The organism is Micromonospora sp. HB375 (genome assembly GCF_017872985.1).
Classification (GTDB): domain Bacteria; phylum Actinomycetota; class Actinomycetes; order Mycobacteriales; family Micromonosporaceae; genus Micromonospora; species Micromonospora chalcea.
The window spans coordinates 2,715,001-2,734,641 of sequence record NZ_JAGGJO010000001.1 but is presented as its reverse complement, the minus strand read 5'-3'; the positions used below and the strand labels follow the sequence as shown (position 1 = coordinate 2,734,641).

Below are 19,641 nucleotides of genomic sequence, written 5' to 3'. Positions count from 1 at the left end.
CTTGATCGACACCACCCCGCCGATGTGGTGCCTTCCGCAGGGCCTTGACCCCGCCACCTCCCCGATCTGGCGAGGGCGCGGCGGGGGGCGGCACGCCCGCGGGGCAGCGCGGGCCGGGTCAGCCGGCGGGGACCTCCGAGGAGGCCGGGGTCGGCTGTGCGGGGACCCGCGCCCCGGCGCCGGGCGATGCGTTCGGCGTTTCCGTGCCGGCCGGGCCCTGCGGACCCGGTCCGGCCGGCTCCCCGGCCTCCCCCGGATCGCCCACACCGTCACCGGCCGGACCGTCGCCCGCCGACCCACCATCACCAGCACCGTCGCCAGCACCGTCACCGGCCGACGGAGCACCGTCAGGCGGGCCGTCGCCAGCGGGGCCGCCTCGGGAAGGGCTGTCCGGGCCGCCCGGTGGTACCGCGTCCGTCTCGCCGCCAGGGCGGCCGCTGTCGGGCAGCGTACGGTCGGTGGAGTGGTCGAGCACCCGCAGCGCCGACAGCGCCGCCATGGGCACCACGAGCGCCGCCGCCGCGCCGGCCACGTCCAGCGCCGAGCCGCCCAGCACGCCGCCCAGCCCGACGGCCACGCCGGTGCCGGCCATCGCCGCCCGGATCGCCGGGTAGATGCCGAACAGCCGCATCAGGCCGCCCCACGGCTGCAGCAACGCCAGCCAGACCAGCGCCGCCCCGGCCAGGGCCAGCACGGTGAGCGGGCTGTTCACCAGCGTCTGGATGTTGGAGTCGCCGGAGCGGTGCACGGTGAGCCCCCCGGTGCCGTCGCCGAGCGCGGCCAGGAACCGGCCCAGGCTTCCCCGCTCGTCGGCGGGACGGCCCAGGTCGACCAGGGCGAAGCCGATGGTGACCGCGAGCGCGGCCATGGTGGCCCAGGCCAGCCGGCTCACGGTGAGCCAGCCGCCGGTGCAGATGGCGGCGGCGACGCTGACGCCGGCGGTGAGCGCGATCGCGCCGATCGAGTCGGCGCCCAGGTACGGGCTGCCCACGATCACCACTGCCAGTCCGCCGACGGCCACCATCACCATCGGCCGCCAGCCCTTGCGGAACCGCTGGGCGAGCCAGCCGCCGCACAGCAGTGATCCGGCGACGAACACGCCCAGCCCGACGGTGCCGAGCCCGGCGTACCGGCCGCCCTCCAGCGCGGAGTAACCGACCACGCCGTTGAGCTGCAGCCGGGAGCCGGTGAGCACGTCCACGCCGACCACGAGCGTGGCCAGCCCGGCGACCGCGCCGAGCGGGCCGAGCGTGCGCTCGTGCCCGGGGCTGAACCGGACCAGGGCGGTGCCGCCGACGACGAGCAGCGCGGTCACCGAGGCGTACCACACGCCGGCGTGGCTGCCGCGCCACCAGGGCACGGCGTCGGCCAGCAGCGCCGCGGGCACGGCCAGCGCGGCGGCGATGAGCAGCAGCTCCACCACGGCGACGACGCGCCGGGACACCGGTTCCGGTCCGTGCGGGCCGGCGAGGCGGCGGGCCCGGCGTAGCAGCGGCAGCACCGCCACCGCGAGGGCCAGCTGGGCGGCGGCGAGCAGCGTGAAGAACCAGCCGGCGACGCGCCGCTGGGCGGCGGCCTCCCGGTCCGCGTCGGCCGACGCCTCGATCGCGGCCCGCAGGTCGTCGGGCCGGTCGTCGGCGGTGACCGCGGGACGGCCGACGAAGGCCCGTTCCGGGGCCGGCCGGTCGAGTACGGCGAGCACGGTCGGGGCCAGGTCGACCAGTTGCAGGTAGCCGGACCGGGCGGTGCTCGGCGAGGTCAGCCAGCCGCCCGTCCAGCCGGGGCCGTCGGCGATCGCGACGTGCAGCCGCGCCGGGTTGTCGGTGTCGGAGACGCCCGCGACCAGCACCAGTGAGCGCGGCGGCCGGGCGGCGAGGACCCGGGCCAGCCGGGCGTCGGCCTGCCGCGCCTGGGCGGCCCGTACGGCCGGGTCGTCGTCGTCGACGGTGCCGGCGTCGACGATGCTCAGCACGCAGGAGCCGAGCAGTTCCGCCGGGTTCTCGGGCAGCGTTGGCGCGTACCTGTCGACCCGGCCGAACGGACGGGCGGCGGCCACGGCGGCGCCCGGCCCGACCGCCACCGAGCAGCGCACCGACTCGGCCAGCGCGCCGGGCTTGGCGCCCCAGGCGAGCTGTTCCTGGTTGTGCGCCACGACGCTGGGCTGGTCGGGCAGGTTCGCGCCGATGCCGTCGGGCCGTTCCACAGTCACGCCGGCCGCCGGGCAGCCACCGCCCGGACGGGCGCCCGGCCAGGCGGCGAAGTTCCCGGCGCCGAGGGTGAGCCAGCCGTCGACGGGGCAGGTGGGCCGGTGCGCGGACCGCACCGACAGGGAGCCGATCGCGCCCTGCTCGGCCATCCGCCACAGCGTCGGCGTGTTCTCCGGGTCGACGTCGTCCCAGCGCAGGCCGGCCGCGCCGACGAGGACCACGAAGTCGGCGCCGGGCCGGTCCGCGCCGCGGTCCGGCCGGGCGGCCAGCGCGGTGATGCCCAGCGCCACCACGACCAGGGTGAGCAGGACCGGGGTCAGTCGGCGCAGCATCAGCGGTTCCCGGCGGAGTGCTGCGGTGTCAGCTCGGCGTAGAGGTCGGCGAGCGCGGCCACGGTGTCCGCCTCGGTGGGCCAGGTCGCGGCCCGGGCCAGGCCGCGCCGGCCCACCTCGGCCCGGCGTACGGGGTCGTCGAGCAGTTCGCGCACCGCCGCGTCGACGGCGTCCACGTCCCCGGGCGGCACCAGCACGGCCCCGTCGCCGACGAGCTCCGGCAGCCCGCCGACGGCGGTCGCGACGAGCGGTACGCCGGCCCGCAGCGCCTCCTGGGCGAACAGCTGCCGGGCCTCCCAGTCGCTGGTCACCACGGCGAGGTCGGCGCCGGCCAGCAGGTCCGCCACGTCGGTGCGGTGCCCGAGCAGCGTCACCGGCGCGCGGGCGGCCGAGATCCGGGCGGCCAGCGGCAGGTACGCGGGTCCGCTGCCGGCGATCACCACGACCGGGGCGGGGGTACGGGTGCGCCAGCGGGCGGCGGCGTCGATGAGCACGTCGTACCGCTTCTGCGGGTGCAGCCGGCCCACCGAGAGGATCAGCGGGCGGTCGGCGGTGACGCCGAACTCGGCGCGGACGGCGGCGCGGCGGCGGCCCGGCGGCGGCAGCGTGGGCGCGGCGACCGGGGCCAGGCGCGCGTCGGCGGCGCCCAGCGCGGCGGCGCGGTCGACCAGGTCGGCGGAGGCGCCCAGCGCGACCCGCACGGACCGGGCGACGATCCGCTCGACCAGCCGGGACGCCGCGCCGCGCAGCCCTTTCGCGAGGACCGCGTTGTGCCAGGTGACGACGAGCGGCGCGGTGGGGCGGGCGAGCGCCGCGACCAGGCCGGCGCGCAGCCCGTGCGCGTGCACCACGTCGACGGGTGTGTCCGCGAGCGCCCGGCGCAGCGCGGTGACCGCGCGCGCGTCGCCCGGCGTGGGGCTGGCCGGGATCTCCACCGGGGTGAACCGGGCGCCGACGCCGGTGAAGCCGAACTGCTCCTCGGTGGCGGCCGGTCCGCACACCAGCACCGACGCTCCGGCCTCGGTGAGTCCCCCGGCGATCGAGCGCACGTGCTGCCCGACCCCGCCGGTACTGGAGGCGAGCACGAGGGCCACCGACCCGGGCCAGCGCGGTGCGGGCGAGGCGTCCGTCATGAGGAAACGGTCTCCTTTCCGTCGCCCCGCTCGCCGGGGTGCTGCTGCGCCGGCGGGCCGTCGTCCCCGCCGGCCGGGCGTCGCCGGCGCAGCCGGCGGGTCACGGTCGCGAGCAGCGGCCGCAGGTCGCGGGCGTCGGTCAGCCAGGCGACGGCGAGGAACAGGACACCGACCACGACCCCGGACAGCATGCCCTGCGCGAGGGCCTGCGGTGTCGTCGGGGTGCCGTCACCGAGCCCGGCGAGTCCCGCCGCGACGGCCGCCCCGCCCGCTCCGGCGACCACGGCGGCGAGCAGTCCGGCGGCGCCGGCCCGGCCGATCCCGGCGAGCGCCCCGCCGCCGGCGGCACGCCGGACCGCGACGATCAGCAGCGCGCCGAGCAGCACCATGCCGGCCGACGTCGCCAGCGTCACCGCGAGGACCCGGTCGGCCAGCGGCAGCGCCTGGGCGAACAGGAGGGCGAACGCGGGCACGCTGAGCCATCCGAGCGCGGTCGCGACGGTGGCCGCGCGGGTCTCGCCGCGGGCGTACAGGGCGCGGGTGAGGACCGCGAACAGGCCGTAGCCGAGCAGGCCGGGCGCGAACCCGGCGATGCCGGCCGCGGCGGTACGCGCGTCCAGCGGGTCGGCGAAGAAGAAGTGCCCGACCGGGATCGCGGTGCCGACGAGCGCGGCGGCGCCGAGCAGGCTGAACAGCACCACTCCGCGTACCGCCGGGGCGAGCGTGTCCCGGTAGGCGCGCTCGTCGCCGGTGGCCCGGGCCGCGACGAGCGTCGGGTACGCGGCCACCGCCAGCGGAACCGCCAGCACCGCCCAGGGCAGGAAGTAGACGGTCTGGGCGAGGTTGTAGACGCCGACGTCGGCGGTCCGGCCGTAGGTGACCTGGTTGAGCGCTACCACCAGGGCGATCTGCTGGGCGGCGACGGTGACCACCCCGGCGACGGCCAGGCCGCCGACCCGGGCCCGGGCGTCGGCCGGGAACCGGTAGCCCGGCCGGATCCGGAGCTTCAGCCGGCGCAGCGGGATCAGCAGCGACAGCGAGAGCACCACCACGCCGAGCGTGGTGCCGGCGGACAGCAGCAGCTCGCCGCCGCGTCCGGCCTCCCCGATCGTGGCCTGCCGCCCCTCGGCGGCGGTGAACCCGAGGTAGACGGCGATGACCGTGACGCTGGACAGCAGCGGCGCGATCACCGGCCAGGCGAACCGGCGGTGCGCCTGGAGCACGCCGGTCAGCACGATGCCCACGCCGTACAGCGGCAACTGCGGTGCGAAGACCCGCAGCATCCGCGCCCCGGAGGCCTGCTGCGCCTCGCTGAGACCGTTTCCGATCAGGCCGGGCAGCGGGTCGGCGAACACCGCCAGCAGCACCGCCAGCGGGACCAGCAGGCTGAGCGTCCAGGTCAGCAGCGCGCCGGTGGTGGCGGCCACCGCACGCCGGTCACCGGCCTCGACCGCGCCGGCCAGCAACGGTACGACGAGACTGGCCAGCGCCCCGCCCGCGACGATCTCGAAGATGAAGTTCGGGACGTAGTTGGCCACCAGGTAGGCGCCACCGAGGTCGCTGGTGGACAGCGTCCAGGTGAACACGGCGGTGCGGCCGAAGCCGGCGAGCCGGCTGACCACGGTGAGCACGGCGATGAGGGCGGCCGCCCCGGCGACGCGGCCGGCGGCGGCGAGAGGTGCCGGTTTCGTCACGTCAGTCGGGCAGCCGGCCCAGTTCGTCGAGGTGCCGCAGCCCCGGCGTGGACGCGATGACCTGGGTGAAGCTGACCTTCTCGCTGGCGGCGGTGAGCGCGGCGAGCACGGCCAGCACGCCGGCGCGGCCCAGCGGCCCGGTACGCGCGGCCAGGCTCACGCCCAGCAGCGCACCGAGCGCGTTCGCGCCGCTGTCCCCGACCATCACCCGTTCGCCCAGGTCGTCCCCGACCAGCGCGGCCGACGCGCCCACCGCGCCCGCCGCGATGCCGCCGTGCGGGCCGGTGGTCAGCGGCACGCCGAGCAGCATGCCGGACTTCAGCGCCCGGCCGGGCCGCAGGTCGAGCAGGTTGACCAGGTTGGCGGTGCCGGCCACCACGCCGGCGCCGAGCAGCACGTCGAGCCCGCGGCCGACCGCCCCGGCGCGCCGGCGGCGCGGGTGCGCGGCGACCCGCCGGTCGGCGGCGAGCAGCGCCGCGGCGGCGAGCCCGGCCACACCGACCCCGGCGACCTTCACCATGCCGGCGGTGACCTGGCCCTCGCGCAGCGCGGCGAGGTGCCCGGCGAAGCCCTTGGCGGCCTTCTGCTCGGGGCGTGCGCCGACCACGTCGTCGTAGAGGCCGACAGCGCCCGCACCGAGTCCGGCGACGAGCGCGGCGGCGCCGGCCGGTGCGCTGCCGGCGCCCAGCGCGCCGCCGGTCGCCGCGCCCACGGCGAGGGCCGGACCGGCGGCCAGGGTCACCGTGCGGCCCCGGTAGTTGGTGCGTTCCAGCGCCGGCCCGCCCGGCGACGTGCGCGTCTGGCGCAGCGTGTAGCGGGCGGCCAGCACCCCCGCGCCCACGGCGAGCAGCCGACCCAGTCTCACGGGACCTCCTCGATCCGGACTTCGAACGCGACGCGGCACGGACCGGGCGGCCCGAGCGGTCACCGGGGCAGTGTAGGCACCCGGGAGGCGGCGTTGTCGCCCACGCCGTACTGGCCGGTCTTCTTCTCGGTGAGCTGCTGCGCCAGGGCGAGGCTGGTGGCCAGCTGCCCCTGCACGGTGTTGGCGTTGTCGACGGTGGAGATGGTCTGCGACAGCACCGGGTCGCCGCGGACCACGGAGACCAGGTTCCCGCCGGTCGAGCCCATGCCGGCGACCACCAGCGCGCCGGCCCGGTCGAACTCCACGGCGATCTTCACCACCGACTCGTCCTTCTTGGCCGAGTCCTTGTCCACGTACGGCTGGCCGGTGACCATCACGACCGCCTCGGCGGCGGTGGAGATCTTGTCCGCCGGGGTGAGGTAGCCGGCGGTGGCGTACTGCTCCAGCACCGTGCGCCGGTCGGTCTCGCTGGCCGCCGGGGTGCCCGCGGGACGGTCGACCAGGACGTTCGCCAGCAGCGCGCTCGAGGTCTCCACGCCGTGCCCGTTGCCGGGCAGGTTGATGGCGGGGGACGTGTTCGGCCGGGCGGTGACCGCCAGTTCCAGCAGGTTGTTGTTGCTGTCCGGGTTGACGAACTTGTCCTGCACGTCGATGCGGCCGGTGACGTCCGCGCCGGCGGTCTGCAGCATCTTCACCACGCCCTCGGCCTGGTCGCGGCCGCTGGGCAGGGTGAGCACCAGCACCCGGCGACCGGTCAGCTTGCCGGGCAGGACGAGCTGGGCCACCTCGGCGGCGAAGTCCTCCTCGGTCTCCAGCTGCTTCTGCATGCTGTTGACCGACTGGCGCATCAGCGAGTTGTCCTTGCGCAGGCCGTTGACGTTCTCCCGGAGCGAGTCGGCGACCGGCCCGTTGAGGGCGGCCGTGCCGACCACCAGGCCGATCGCCAGCGCCAGGAACACCGCGGTCAGGGACACCACGTGGTAGCGAAAGTTGATCACGCTTGCAGCCTCTTGATCGTCGGGGGAGCTAGAAGAGCTGGCCGAGCTGGAACACGAAATTGTCCCACCATTCGGAGACCACGCCCAAATACGCCTTCCCGACGGTGGAGACCGCCACCGCGGAGGCCATCGCGGCCACCGCCGACAGGACCAGCAACAGCAGCGACGAACCGGAGATGCTCTGCCGGTAGAGCCGGCTGACGCCCTTGGCGTCGACCAGCTTGCCGCCCACCTTCAGCCGGGTCAGGAACGTCGACGCCATGCCGCCGCGCCCCTTGTCCAGGAACTCCACCAGGGTGGCGTGGGTGCCGACGGCCACCAGCAGCGACGCGCCCTTCTCGTCGGCCAGCAGCATGGCGAGATCCTCGCTGGTGGCCGCCGCCGGGAACGTGATCGCCGGTACGCCGAGCCCGTTGACCCGGGCCAGGCCGGGCGCCCGCCCGTCCGGGTAGGCGTGCACGATCACCTCGGCGCCGCAGCGCAGCACGTCGTCGGTGACCGAGTCCATGTCCCCGATGATCATGTCCGGGGTGTAGCCCGCCTCGACCAGCGCGTCGGCCCCGCCGTCGACGCCGATCAGCACCGGCTTGAACTCCCGGATGTACGGGCGCAGCACGTCCAGGTCGGCCTTGTAGTCGTAGCCGCGCACCACGATCAGGCAGTGCCGGCCCTGGATCTGGGTCTGGATCTCCGGCACGCCGACGCCGTCGAGCAGCAGGTCACGTTCCTGCCGCAGGTAGTCCATCGTGTTGGCGGCGAACGCCTCCAACTGCACCGACAGGCCCTCCCGGGCGTCGGCCATCGACTTGGCCACGGTCTCGGCGTCCTGCAACGTGCCGTGCGCGACCGGCTCCTCGCCGACGAACACGGTGTTGCCCTCGATGCGGACCCGGTCACCCTCGCGGACCTGCTCGAAGACGCTCTCGCCGAGATCGTCCAGCAGCGGGATGCCGGCCGAGATCAGCACCTCCGGGCCGAGGTTGGGATAGCGGCCGGAGACCGACGGCTTGGCGTTGAGCACCGCCGCCACACCCACCGCGACGAGCGAGTCGGCCGCCACCCGGTCCAGGTCGACGTGGTCGATGACCGCGATGTCGCCGGGGCGCAGCCGCCCGACCAGCCGTTTCGTCCGGCGGTCGAGGCGCGCGGTGCCGACGATGGAGCCCGGCTCCGGGTTCCGGCTCCGGCGCAGTATGGGTAGACGCATCGTGACCATCCTGGCATGTGAGGCAGGTTTTGCTGTCGCGACATGCCTGAGCAGGGCCGCCTACCCAGGGAAGCACACCGGAACCCGCGCCGGTGTGCTTGCGCTCACAATCGGGGTATCACGGACGCCTTTCCTTGGCCGCCACGGCCAGGAGCTCCTCGGCATGGGCGATACCCAGATCCGAGTCCGGCAAACCGGCGAGCATCCGGGCCAGTTCCCGGGCGCGCTCGGTGTCCTCCACCACGCGCACCCCGCTCGTGGTGACCGCTCCCCCGGTGTCCTTGGCCACCACCAGGTGCCGGTCGGCGAACGCGGCGACCTGCGGCAGGTGGGTGACCACGAGCACCTGATGACTGCGGGCCAGCCGGGCCAGCCGGCGGCCGATCTCCACCGCGGCCTGACCGCCGACACCCGCGTCGACCTCGTCGAACACCAGCGTGGGCGGGCCGCCGGAACCGGCGAAGACCACCTCGATGGCGAGCATCACCCGGGACAGCTCGCCGCCGGAGGCGCCCTTCTGCAACGGCAGCGCCGGCGCGCCCGGGTGGGCCAGCAGCCGCAGCTCCACCTCGTCGGCGCCGTCCGCGCCGACGCCGGTCTCGACGCCGTTGACCGGCAGGCTCGGCTCGGACCGGCCCGCCGGACGGGGCAGCACCGCCACCTCGATCCGGGCGTGCGGCATGGCCAGCCCGGCCAGCTCGACGGTGACCTCCTCGGCGAAGCGGACCGCGGCCTCCCGCCGGGACGCCGACACCCGGCCGGCGAGGTCGGCCACCTCACCGGCGAGCCGGGTGGCCTCGCGGTCCAGCTCGTCCAGCAGCTCGTCGGAGGTGTCCAGATCGGACAGCCGCGTGCGGGCCCGCTCGGCCCACGCCACCACGCCGTCGACGTCGTCGGCGTACTTGCGGGTGAGCCCGCGCAACGCGGCCCGCCGCTCGTAGACGGTCTGCAGGCGGGCCGGGTCGGCGTCCAGCGCGGCCAGGTAGGTGGACAGCTCCGCGGCCACGTCGGTGACCAGCGTGGCGGCCTCCTCCAGCCGGGCCGCCAGCTCGCCCAGCGCCGGGTCGGTGCCGGCCTGCGCCTCCAGCGTGCGCCGCGCGGTGCCCAGCAGCGCCGTCGCGTCCGGCGCGTCGTCGGCCGCCTCGACGCCGCCGGCCACGCACTGCTGCGCCACCTGCGCGGCGGTACGCAGCCCCTCGGCGTGCTCCAGCCGCTGCGCCTCCGCCTTCAGCTCGTCGTCCTCCCCCGGCTGCGGATCGACCCGGGTGATCTCGTCCAGGCCCAGCCGCAGCAGGTCGGCCTCCTGGTTGCGTTCGCGCGCGTTGCGCCGCCGGTCGGCCAGGTCGTCGACGACGGTGCGCCACCTGGCGTACGTCTCGCGCAGCGCGTCGAGCAGCTTCTCGTGCTCGGGCCCGGCGAACCGGTCGAGCGAGGCCCGCTGCTCGGCCGGGCGCAGCAGCCGCAGCTGGTCGGACTGGCCGTGCACGGCCAGCACCTGCTCGCCGACCTCACCGAGCGTGGACACCGGCATGGCCCGCCCGCCCAGGTGCGCGCGGGAACGCCCCTCGATGGTCACGGTGCGGCTGAGCAGCAGCGAGCCGTCCTCGTCGGGCTCACCGCCGGCGTCGACGATGCGGGCGTGCACCGACTCGGCCACCCGCCCACCGAGGCGCAGCCGGCCCTCCACCACGGCGCGGCCCGGCTGGGCGCGCACCCGGCCGGCGTCGGCGCGGCCGCCGAAGAGCAGGCCGAGGCCGGTCACCACCATGGTCTTGCCGGCGCCGGTCTCGCCGGTGATGACGTTCATCCCCGCGGCCAGCGGCAGCGTGGTGTCCTCGATGACGCCCAGTCCGGTGATGCGCAGCTCTTCCAGCACAGCACCCGACAGTAGCCCCGCCGTGTGACAGTTGACCAGCCGGCAGGTCGAGCCGCGGGCACCCGACCCCGGACGAGGAGGAGCTCCACCGCAGCCCGGTGCGGGCGAAGACGACCCCGGCCGGTGAGTTCGCGCAGCGGCTGGGCCGCCGACCGGCCGTGGTGGACGGTCGCACCGCGACCTGCCCACTGGTGCACGGCGGCCGGCCGACCTGATGGCCGCCGCACCGGCGACATGTCGCCAGGTGGACACGAGCGCAGCGCGGTAGAGGGCCGGGACGCCGGAGATCGCGTCGCCCAGCTCGCGCGCCGCCGCTTCCTCCGGCGGCGGCTGCACGACCTGTCCGCCCGACCGGGGTCGACACCCGATCGGGCGCGGCGCGCCGGTCCGCCCGCCGCGGCCGGCTACGACACTCCGGCGTCCCGACCGTCGCGGCCCCGACCACCCCCTGGCCGAGCCCGCGACATCCGGGCCACGCATCCGGAAGCGGCGGGCCTCACCGCCGCACCCGGACTCACCTCATCGCGGCCCGTACGCCCACCGTAACGTGCGCGGCGGCCCGGACCGGTGGTCCGAACGGAGGTTTCCGCTGATCCGTCGGTCAGCGACGGTTGCCCCGCCAGCCCTGGACGGGCAGGTCGAACTTGGCCACCAGCCGGTCGGTGAACGGACGCGCCCGCAACCGCACGATGCGCACCGGCAACGTGCCCCGGCGCACCGTGACCCGGGCGCCCGGCGGCAGGTCGTAGACACGCCGGCCGTCGCAGCAGAGCACCGCGAGGGTGGTGAACGGGTCGACGGTGATGACGAACGTCGACGTCGGCGCGGTCACCAGCGGGCGGCTGAACAGCGCGTGCGCGCTGATCGGCACCAGCAGCAGCGCCTCCACCTCGGGCCAGACCACCGGCCCGCCGCCGGAGAACGCGTACGCGGTGGAGCCGGTCGGGGTCGCGCAGATCACGCCGTCGCAGCCGTACCGGGACAGCGGCCGGCCGTCCACGTCGACGAGCAGCTCCAGCATCTGGGCGCGCTCGCCCTTCTCCACGCTGATCTCGTTCAGCGCCCACGACTCGATGGTCGGCCCGCCCTCGAACTCGGCGGTGACGTCCAGCGTGAGCCGTTCGTCCACGCTGTAGTTACGCTCGACCACGTCACGTACCGCGGTGTCCAGGTCGTCGATCTCCGCCTCGGCGAGGAAGCCGACCTTGCCCAGGTTGATGCCCAGCAACGGGACCTTCGTCGGACGGGCCAGCTCGGCCGCGCGCAGGAACGTGCCGTCCCCGCCCAGCGCGAAGACGATCTCGGCGCCCTCGGCCGCCTCCGGGCCGGTCACCGGCACCACACCGGGCAGGTCCAGGTCGTCGGCCTCCTCGGCCACCACCCGCACCTCGAAACCGGCGGCGATCAGGTCGGCGGCCACCGCCCGGGCGTGCTCGGTGCTGCGTCGACGGCCGGTGTGCGTCACCAGCAGCGCGGTGCGGCTCACCCGGACACCTCCTCGGTCGTGGCCGCCGTGGTGGCGGCGCCCTGCGGGCCGGCGGCCACCACCGCGCGGACCCGCTCCGGGTCCGCGGCGGGCGCGTCCCCGCGCAACCATACGAAGAACTCGACGTTGCCGCTCGGCCCGGGCAGCGGGCTGGCCGCCACTCCGGCGAGGCCGAGGCCGAGCCCGGCGGCCGCGGCGGCCACGTCGAGCACCGCCTCGGCGCGCAGCGCCGGATCGCGGACCACGCCGCCGGCGCCGACGCGCTCCTTGCCGACCTCGAACTGCGGCTTGACCATCAGCGCCAGGTCGCCGCCGGGGCCGGTGCACGCGGCCAGCGCCGGCAGCACCAGACGCAGCGAGATGAACGACAGGTCGGCCACCGTCAGGTCGACCGGACCGCCGATCGCCTCCGGCGTGAGCGTACGCACGTTCGTACGCTCGAACACCCGCACCCGCTCGTCGGTGCGCAGCGACCAGGCGAGCTGCCCGTAGCCGACGTCCACGGCGACCACCTCGGCCGCGCCGCCGCGCAGCAGCACGTCGGTGAACCCGCCCGTCGACGCGCCCGCGTCCAGGCAGCGCCGGCCGGTGACGGTCAGCCCGCCGGGGGCGAACGCGGCGAGCGCGCCGGCCAGTTTGTGGCCGCCCCGGGAGACGTACTCGTCGGCCGGGTCCTCTCCGGTCACCAGCAGCGGATCGGCCGGGTCGACCATCGCCGCGGGCTTGCGTGCCCGCACTCCGCGCAGCTGGACGCGACCGGCCTCCACGAGCGCGGCGGCCTGTTCCCGGGAGCGGGCCAGCCCGCGCCGGACCAGTTCGGCGTCCAGCCGGGTACGACGAGCCATCAGGTGTGTCTCCGCCTCTGCTCAGGCCTGGTCGATGGTGGCGAGGGTCTCGCGCAGCGTCTCGTACGCCGCCTCGTACTGGGCGATCTGGTCGGCCGGGGCGAGCGCCTCGGCGTTGGCCATGCCGAGCACCGCGGCGTCCACCGCCGGATGCCGCGCCTCGCCGACCTCCTCGGCCGGCGCGGGGCGTACCCCCGGGGGTGGTCCGGGCCGCGGGCCCGGCGGCGGACCGGGCCGCGGCGCGGTCACGAGCCGGCCGCCCGGCGGCCGGTGGCCTTCCTCGCCGGCCGGGCGGGCGCGGCGGGCGAGCCGTCGGCGGGGGTACGGGCCATGGTGGCGGGCGGCTTCTTCGCGATCGCCTTCTTGGCCACCGTCTTCTTCGCCACCGCCTTCGTCGGCGCCGTTGCCGCGGACTCGGCGGTCGGCGGCGGGGTCGCGCCGGACGGCGCGGTGGCGGTCCCGGCCGGTGCGGCGGCGGGCTCGGACGATCCGGCGGGCGGCGTCTCGCCGGGCCCGAGGTTGCCGCGCGCCTCGCGTAGCTGCCGCTCCAGGTCGTGCACCCGGCGGGTCAGCTCGGCGACCTCGTCGGCGGTGGCCAGCCCGACCGCGCCCAGCGCCCGGTCCACCTCGAAGCGGACCAGCTTGGTCAGCGACTCCCGGTTCGCCAGGCCGGTGGCCACCAGCTCCTCGGCGAGCGTCTGGATCTGGGCGGCGGTCGCGCCACCCTGGCCGACGACGCGCATGACCGCGTCCTGTGCCTTCTTCCGGGGCGCCTCCGTCAGGCCCATGGCCAGCTCGAGGTAGGCGCGCCACGCGTCCTGCATGCCTGAGTCCTTCCGCGGGGCGAGGTGTGCAGGTGCCACGCTACCGGGCACCCCGGACGCCCCATTGCGGTACGGTGCCGGGAAACGGCGTGGTTCGTGGTGAGGAGACGATGTGGCCAGCGTGGACGAGTGCCGGCAGGCGTTGCAGGACCTGGCCGCGCGGCTGGACCGCAACGCCGAGGCGCAGGGACGCATCGACCTGGACCGCACGCTGGCCTGCCGGATCACCGATCTCGGCACCGCGTTCCACGGGCGGCTGGAGGGCGGGCGGCTGGTCGACCTGGCCGACGGCGACGACCCGAAGGCGAAGATCGCGCTGAGCACCGGCAGTGACGACCTGGTCGCGCTGGTGAACGGCCGGCTCGACGTGATGTCGGCGGTCGCGTCCCGGCGCGTCTCGATCAAGGCGAACCCGTTCGACCTGATGAAGCTCCGCAAGCTGCTCTAGCCGGTCCACCGCGACCGCGCCGCCGTCGGGGCGCTTCGCCGCTCAGCCGTCGAGGCCGAACGCGGCGAGCGCCTCCGCCGCCGCCGGGGACTGCGCCCGCACGCGCGGCCCGGCCGACGTCGACCAGGCCACCGCGCAGAGCGCGGCGAGCGCCTCCAGCGGCGGTCCCGCGCCGTCGAGCACGAGGTCCGCGCCGGCTTCCGCCACCGACCAGCCGCCGGCGGTCGCCCGGCCCGGCACCGCCACCACCGCGTCCGGGTCGAAGAGCCCCGCCAGATCGAACGAGACGTACGCGGGGCGGCGCTCCTCGGGCGCCGCCAGCAGCTCGGCGGCGTCGCTGACCCCGGTGAGCACCAGCAGGCTGTCCAGCCCGGCCCGGCGGGCGCCCTCGATGTCGGTGTCCAGCCGGTCCCCCACCACGAGCGTGCGCCCGGCCCCGGCCCGGCGCGCGGCGGTGGTGAACAGCGCCGGCTCCGGCTTGCCCACCACCACGTCGGGGTCGCGGCCCAGCGCGGTACGCAGCACCGCGACCAGCGAGCCGTTGCCCGGCAGCGGGCCGCGCGGGCTGGGCAGGGTGCGGTCGGTGTTCGTGGCGTACCAGGGCGCGCCCGCGCGTACCGCCAGGGACGCCTCGGCCAGGTCGGACCAGCCGACCTGCGGGCCGTAGCCCTGGGCCACGGCGGCGGGCTCCTCGTCGACGGTGGACACCGGCCGCAGGCCGACCGCGCGCAGCTCGGCCCGCAGCGCCTCCGCGCCGACCACGAGCACCGGCGCCCCCTCGGGCAGCCGGTCCCGGAGCAGCTCGGCGGTGGCCGCCGCGGAGGTGAGCACCTCCGCCGGCTGCGCCGGGACGCCCATGCCGGTGAGCAGGTCGGCGACCTCGCTGGAGCGCCGGGAGGCGTTGTTCGTCGCGTACGCGACGGCGCGCCCCTCGGCGTGCAGCCGGCCGACCGCCTCGACCGCGCCCGGGATGGGCCGGTCGATCAGGTAGATGACGCCGTCCAGGTCGAAGACGACAAGCGAGTACGCGTCGACCAGCCGGCCGGCCGCTCCGGCGCGGACGGGTCGCCCCTGGTCCGCGCCGGTAGCGGTGTCCCCGCCGTACCCGGTCACCGGCGCTCCGCCGCCTCGCCCTCGCCGGACGCGGCGTCGCCCGGTGCGGGCCGGTCGGCGTCGGCCTTGTCGGCCGGGGTGACGTCGGTGGCGTCCGCAGCCGCGACGGTGCTGCCCGGCGTGGCGGTGTCCGCGGTCGACGTGGCGGTGTCCTCGGACGTCGTGGCGGCGGTCGGGGCGCCGGTGGCGAGCGAGCCGGCCTCGGCGTCGGTCAGCTCGTCGTCGGTCAGGTCGCCCGCGTCACGGTCCTGGTAGCCGGCCCGTGCCGCGTCGCCGCCGGTGCCCGACACGACGTCGTCGCTCAGCCGCGCGTCGTCCTCGCGGTCGTCGTCATCGTCCTCACGGTCGTCGTCATCGTCATCATCGTCGTCGTCGTCATCGTCATCGTCATCGTCATCGTCGTCGGCCGACGCCTCGGACGTGTCCGCGTCGTCCTCGGGCTCGTCGTCGCCCTCGATGACCACGCCGTCCAGCTCCAGCAGCCGCTCGGCGGCGTCGGTCTCCCCCTCGGAGTCGACGTCGGCGGCCCGGGAGAACCACTCCCGCGCCTCCTCGCGCCGGTCCACCGCCAGCAGCGCGTCCGCGTACGCGTAACGCAGTCGCGCCGCCCACGGCTCGGTCGAGTCGCCGGTCAGTTCGCGGACCTGCAGCATCGCCACGGCCGCGTCCTTCTGCCCGAGGTCGCCGCGCGCGCCGGCGGCCACGATGAGCAGTTCGATCGCGACGGCCTGGTCGAGCTTGTCCCGGTCGGCGCCGCGGAACAGGTCGATCGCCCGCTCCGGCCGGCCCAGCGCCCGCTCGCAGTCGGCCAGCACGGCCAGGTGGCTCTGCAGACCGCTCATCCGGTGGTACGTCCGCAGCTCGGCGATGGCCGTCTGCCACTCACCGGCGTGGTACGCGGCCAGTCCGACGGCCTCCCGCACGGCGGCGATCCGCGACGCGAGCCGGCGGGCCGCCATGGCGTGCGCCAGCGCCAGCGTCGGGTCCTCGTCGATCAGCAGCCCGGTCGCGACCAGGTGCCGGGCAACCGTCTCCGCAACCGGCTTGGCGAGGGAGAGCAGTTCCGCCCGGACGGCCGAGTCGAGGTCGCTCGCGACGACCTCGTCCGGCAACTCCGGCGCCTCACCGGTACGCCCTTCGCCGCGCTCGTCCCGGCGCTCCCGCTGCGGACCGAAGTTGCCACGGCGGTCGTCGCCGCCCGGCCGGTCACCGTAGCCACGGCGCTCACCGTCCCGCTCGCCCCGGAAGCCGCCCGGCCGACGGTCGTCACGCCGGTCGTCGCGGCGGAAGCCACCCTCACGGCGCTCACCACCGCGGAAACCGCCCTCGCGGCGCTCGCCGCCGGCGTAGCTCTCCCGACGGTCGCCACCCTGGTGGCCGCCTTCGCGGCGGTCGCCACCGCGGAAACCGCCCTCACGACGCTCGCCGCCCTCACGACGGTCACCACCACGGAAGCCACCCTCACGGTCTCCACCACGGAAACCGCCCTCACGACGCTCGCCGCCCTCACGACGGTCACCACCACGGAAGCCACCCTCACGGTCTCCACCACGGAAACCGCCCTCACGGCGCTCACCACCGCGGAAGCCGCCTTCACGACGCTCGCCGCCCCGGAAACCGCCCTCACGGTCGCCACCGCGGAAACCACCCTCACGACGCTCTCCGCCGCGGAAGCCGCCGTCACGGTCACCGCCCCGGAAGCCACCCTCACGGCGCTCTCCGCCGCGGAAGCCGCCGTCACGGTCACCGCTCCGGAAGCCACCCTCACGACGGTCACCACCGCGGAAGCCGCCCTCGCGGTCGCCACCGCGGAAGCCACCCTCACGACGCTCACCACCGCGGAAACCGCCTTCCCGACGGTCACCGCCGGCGAAGCCACCCTCACGACGCTCTCCGCCACGGAAGCCGCCGTCACGGTCGCCGCCCCGGAAGCCGCCTTCACGACGGTCACCACCGCGGAAACCGCCTTCCCGACGGCCACCGCCGGCGAAGCCACCCTCACGACGGTCACCGCCGCGGTAGCCGCCGTCGCGGGTGCCGGCCTCACGGCGGTCACCGCCCCGGAAGCCGCCCTCGCGACGCTCACCGCCCCGGTAGCCGCCGTCACGGGCACCACCTTCACGGCGGTCGCCACCGCGGAAGCCGCCCTCGCGATCGCCACTGCGGAAGCCACCCTCACGGCGGTCACCACCACGGAAGCCACCCTCACGGCGGTCGCCGCCACGGGCGCCACTGTCACGGTCGCCGCCCCGGAACCCGCCTTCGCGACGGTCGCCGCCCGGACGGCTTCCGCTCCGGAAGCCACCCTCACGGTCGCCACCACGGAAACCGCCCTCGCGACGCTCACCACCGCCGAACCCGCCTTCACGACGGTCGCCACCGCGGAAGCCGCCCTCGCGATCGCCACTGCGGAAGCCGCCCTCGCGGCGGTCACCACCACGGAAGCCACCTTCACGGCGGTCACCACCACGGAAGCCGCCCTCACGGCGGTCACCACCGCGGAAGCCACCCTCGCGACGATCGCCGCCACGGGCGCCACTGTCACGGTCACCACCGCGGAAGCCGCCCGGGCGGTCGTCGCGGCCACCCCGGTACGAGGGACGGTCATCGCGACGGCCGTCGCGGCCGGCGTCACCACGCCCCTGGCCACGGTCGGCGCGATCCTCGTAACGACGGGGGCGGTCCCCGCCCTGGGGTCCTGAGCTCACAGGTACATCCTTCCTGATGGCGTTTCCGCCGAGAACGCTAACGCAGTCGAGGGCCGCCCCTGCTGGGGCGGCCCTCGACTGGAAGATTGTCCGGCGGTGTCCTACTCTCCCACACCCTCCCGAGTGCAGTACCATCGGCGCTGGAGGGCTTAGCTTCCGGGTTCGGAATGTGACCGGGCGTTTCCCCTCCGCCATGACCGCCGTAACTCTATGAACATGTCAACCAACCCAACCTGTGGGTGGTGGTTTGTTCAGAGTTGCACAGTGGACGCGTAGCAGCTTGGTAGTCAAGTCCTCGGCCTATTAGTACCGGTCAACTGAACCCGTTACCGGGCTTACATTTCCGGCCTATCAACCCAGTCGTCTAGCTGGGGGCCTTACCCCACAAAGTGGGTGGGATACCTCATCTTGAAGCGAGCTTCCCGCTTAGATGCTTTCAGCGGTTATCCCTTCCGAACGTAGCTAACCAGCCGTGCCCCTGGCGGGACAACTGGCACACCAGAGGTTCGTCCGTCCCGGTCCTCTCGTACTAGGGACAGCCCTTCTCAAGTATCCTACGCGCACGGCGGATAGGGACCGAACTGTCTCACGACGTTCTAAACCCAGCTCGCGTACCGCTTTAATGGGCGAACAGCCCAACCCTTGGGACCTGCTACAGCCCCAGGATGCGACGAGCCGACATCGAGGTGCCAAACCATCCCGTCGATATGGACTCTTGGGGAAGATCAGCCTGTTATCCCCGGGGTACCTTTTATCCGTTGAGCGACACCGCTTCCACATGCCAGTGCCGGATCACTAGTCCCGACTTTCGTCCCTGCTCGACCTGTCAGTCTCACAGTCAAGCTCCCTTGTGCACTTGCACTCAACACCTGATTGCCAACCAGGCTGAGGGAACCTTTGGGCGCCTCCGTTACCCTTTAGGAGGCAACCGCCCCAGTTAAACTACCCACCAGACACTGTCCCTGAACCGGATAACGGTCCGAAGTTAGATACCCAAATCAACCAGAGTGGTATTTCAAGATTGCCTCCACCCATACTGGCGTATAGGCTTCACCGGCTCCCACCTATCCTACACAAGCTAATTCAGATACCAATGTCAAGCTATAGTAAAGGTCCCGGGGTCTTTCCGTCCTGCCGCGCGTAACGAGCATCTTTACTCGTACTGCAATTTCGCCGGGCCTGTGGTTGAGACAGTGGGGAAGTCGTTACGCCATTCGTGCAGGTCGGAACTTACCCGACAAGGAATTTCGCTACCTTAGGATGGTTATAGTTACCACCGCCGTTTACTGGCGCTTAAGTTCTCCGCTTCGCCCCGAAGAGCTAACAGGTCCCCTTAACGTTCCAGCACCGGGCAGGCGTCAGTCCATATACATCGAATTACTTCTTCGCATGGACCTGTGTTTTTAGTAAACAGTCGCTTCCCCCTGCTCTCTGCGGCCATACAACGCTCCACCCGCGCGGGGCTTCACGTCTCCGGCCCCCCTTCTCCCTAAGTTACGGGGGCAATTTGCCGAGTTCCTTAACCACAGTTCGCCCGATCGCCTCGGTATTCTCTACCTGACCACCTGTGTCGGTTTGGGGTACGGGCCGCTAAGAACTCGCTAGAGGCTTTTCTCGGCAGCATAGGATCACTGACTTCACCTGAATCGGCTCGGCATCACGTCTCAGCCCCATGTGTCGCGGATTTGCCTACGACACGGCCTACACGCTTACCCCGGCACAACCACCGGCCGGGCTCAGCTACCTTCCTGCGTCACCCCATCGCTTGACTACTACCCGCCAGGTTCCCACGCTCCCCAACCTCAACCCGAAGGTCTTGGCCGGTTTGGGTGGTTAGCACAACGAGGTTCGTCAGGGTCGCTCTTTCGCGGGTACGGGAATATCAACCCGTTGTCCATCGACTAC

At 74.2% G+C, this 19,641-nt stretch carries 15 protein-coding genes and 2 rRNA genes (1 of these 17 only partly in view); 2 read left to right on the top strand and 15 right to left on the bottom strand.

Features of this window, described 5'->3' with window-relative positions; all coding sequences use genetic code 11:
- Positions 1 to 118 precede the first annotated feature (118 nt).
- The 11 genes from J3R08_RS12725 to J3R08_RS12675 all read right to left on the bottom strand — a co-directional run bounded on the left by J3R08_RS12725 (position 119) and on the right by J3R08_RS12675 (position 13,467).
- Positions 119 to 2,539 carry a hypothetical protein gene (locus J3R08_RS12725; RefSeq protein WP_209961216.1) on the bottom strand — a complete coding sequence of 807 codons (2,421 nt, stop codon included), beginning with the start codon at positions 2,537 to 2,539 and terminating at the stop codon, positions 119 to 121.
- Positions 2,539 to 3,672 (bottom strand): glycosyltransferase family 4 protein, encoded by a 1,134-nt coding sequence (locus tag J3R08_RS12720; protein WP_113974875.1) that lies wholly within the window; start codon positions 3,670 to 3,672, stop codon positions 2,539 to 2,541. The genes J3R08_RS12725 and J3R08_RS12720 overlap by 1 nt, the downstream gene beginning before the upstream one ends.
- The gene (gene murJ / locus J3R08_RS12715; RefSeq protein WP_209961214.1) at positions 3,669 to 5,366 is read right to left on the bottom strand and encodes a murein biosynthesis integral membrane protein MurJ; all 1,698 of its coding nucleotides are present in this window, start codon (positions 5,364 to 5,366) and stop codon (positions 3,669 to 3,671) included. Before murJ ends, J3R08_RS12720 begins: the two co-directional genes overlap by 4 nt.
- A 1-nt stretch (position 5,367) precedes the next feature.
- Entirely contained in the window at positions 5,368 to 6,231 is an 864-nt protein-coding gene (locus J3R08_RS12710) for a hypothetical protein (RefSeq protein ID WP_209961212.1), read from the bottom strand.
- 59 nt (positions 6,232 to 6,290) lie between these two features.
- Positions 6,291 to 7,229: a copper transporter gene (locus J3R08_RS12705; RefSeq protein WP_069089175.1), complete on the bottom strand. Its 939-nt coding sequence runs from the start codon at positions 7,227 to 7,229 to the stop codon at positions 6,291 to 6,293.
- A 28-nt stretch (positions 7,230 to 7,257) separates the two neighbouring features.
- Entirely contained in the window at positions 7,258 to 8,436 is a 1,179-nt protein-coding gene (steA, locus tag J3R08_RS12700) for a putative cytokinetic ring protein SteA (protein ID WP_030502674.1), read from the bottom strand.
- A gap of 118 nt (positions 8,437 to 8,554) precedes the next feature.
- Positions 8,555 to 10,312, bottom strand: a complete 1,758-nt coding sequence (gene recN, locus J3R08_RS12695; protein WP_069089174.1) for a DNA repair protein RecN — start codon at positions 10,310 to 10,312, stop codon at positions 8,555 to 8,557.
- A 601-nt stretch (positions 10,313 to 10,913) separates the two neighbouring features.
- Positions 10,914 to 11,798 carry an NAD kinase gene (locus J3R08_RS12690; protein ID WP_073831635.1) on the bottom strand — a complete coding sequence of 295 codons (885 nt, stop codon included), beginning with the start codon at positions 11,796 to 11,798 and terminating at the stop codon, positions 10,914 to 10,916.
- Entirely contained in the window at positions 11,795 to 12,643 is an 849-nt protein-coding gene (locus tag J3R08_RS12685; protein WP_104115246.1) for a TlyA family RNA methyltransferase, read from the bottom strand. Before J3R08_RS12685 ends, J3R08_RS12690 begins: the two co-directional genes overlap by 4 nt.
- Before the next feature lie 21 nt (positions 12,644 to 12,664).
- A complete protein-coding gene (locus tag J3R08_RS12680; protein ID WP_030502668.1) occupies positions 12,665 to 12,892 on the bottom strand; it encodes a hypothetical protein in 228 nt (75 codons plus the stop codon).
- Positions 12,889 to 13,467 (bottom strand): phasin family protein, encoded by a 579-nt coding sequence (locus J3R08_RS12675; protein ID WP_187693769.1) that lies wholly within the window; start codon positions 13,465 to 13,467, stop codon positions 12,889 to 12,891. The genes J3R08_RS12680 and J3R08_RS12675 overlap by 4 nt, the downstream gene beginning before the upstream one ends.
- 112 nt (positions 13,468 to 13,579) lie before the next feature.
- Here J3R08_RS12675 and J3R08_RS12670 point away from each other — a divergent pair, with 112 nt between their 5' ends.
- On the top strand, positions 13,580 to 13,915 hold the full coding sequence (locus J3R08_RS12670) for an SCP2 sterol-binding domain-containing protein (RefSeq protein WP_043324901.1): 336 nt from the start codon (positions 13,580 to 13,582) through the stop codon (positions 13,913 to 13,915).
- A gap of 42 nt (positions 13,916 to 13,957) precedes the next feature.
- Here J3R08_RS12670 and J3R08_RS12665 read toward each other — a convergent pair whose 3' ends face one another.
- Complete coding sequence (locus J3R08_RS12665) at positions 13,958 to 14,953, bottom strand: HAD-IIA family hydrolase (protein ID WP_187693771.1); 996 nt, start codon at positions 14,951 to 14,953, stop codon at positions 13,958 to 13,960.
- A gap of 71 nt (positions 14,954 to 15,024) precedes the next feature.
- On the bottom strand, positions 15,025 to 16,044 hold the full coding sequence (locus tag J3R08_RS32025) for a Replicase polyprotein 1ab (RefSeq protein ID WP_245255242.1): 1,020 nt from the start codon (positions 16,042 to 16,044) through the stop codon (positions 15,025 to 15,027).
- Between J3R08_RS32025 and J3R08_RS12655 the strand changes: the two genes are divergently transcribed.
- Positions 16,045 to 17,730: a hypothetical protein gene (locus J3R08_RS12655; RefSeq protein WP_209961210.1), complete on the top strand. Its 1,686-nt coding sequence runs from the start codon at positions 16,045 to 16,047 to the stop codon at positions 17,728 to 17,730.
- 94 nt (positions 17,731 to 17,824) lie between these two features.
- On the opposite strand, the gene rrf is transcribed toward J3R08_RS12655, so the two are convergent.
- Both rrf and J3R08_RS12645 read right to left on the bottom strand, forming a co-directional pair.
- Positions 17,825 to 17,941 (bottom strand): 5S ribosomal RNA (rrf, locus tag J3R08_RS12650).
- A 78-nt stretch (positions 17,942 to 18,019) separates the two neighbouring features.
- Positions 18,020 to 19,641, bottom strand: a 23S ribosomal RNA gene (locus J3R08_RS12645) (it continues 1,487 nt past the right edge of the window).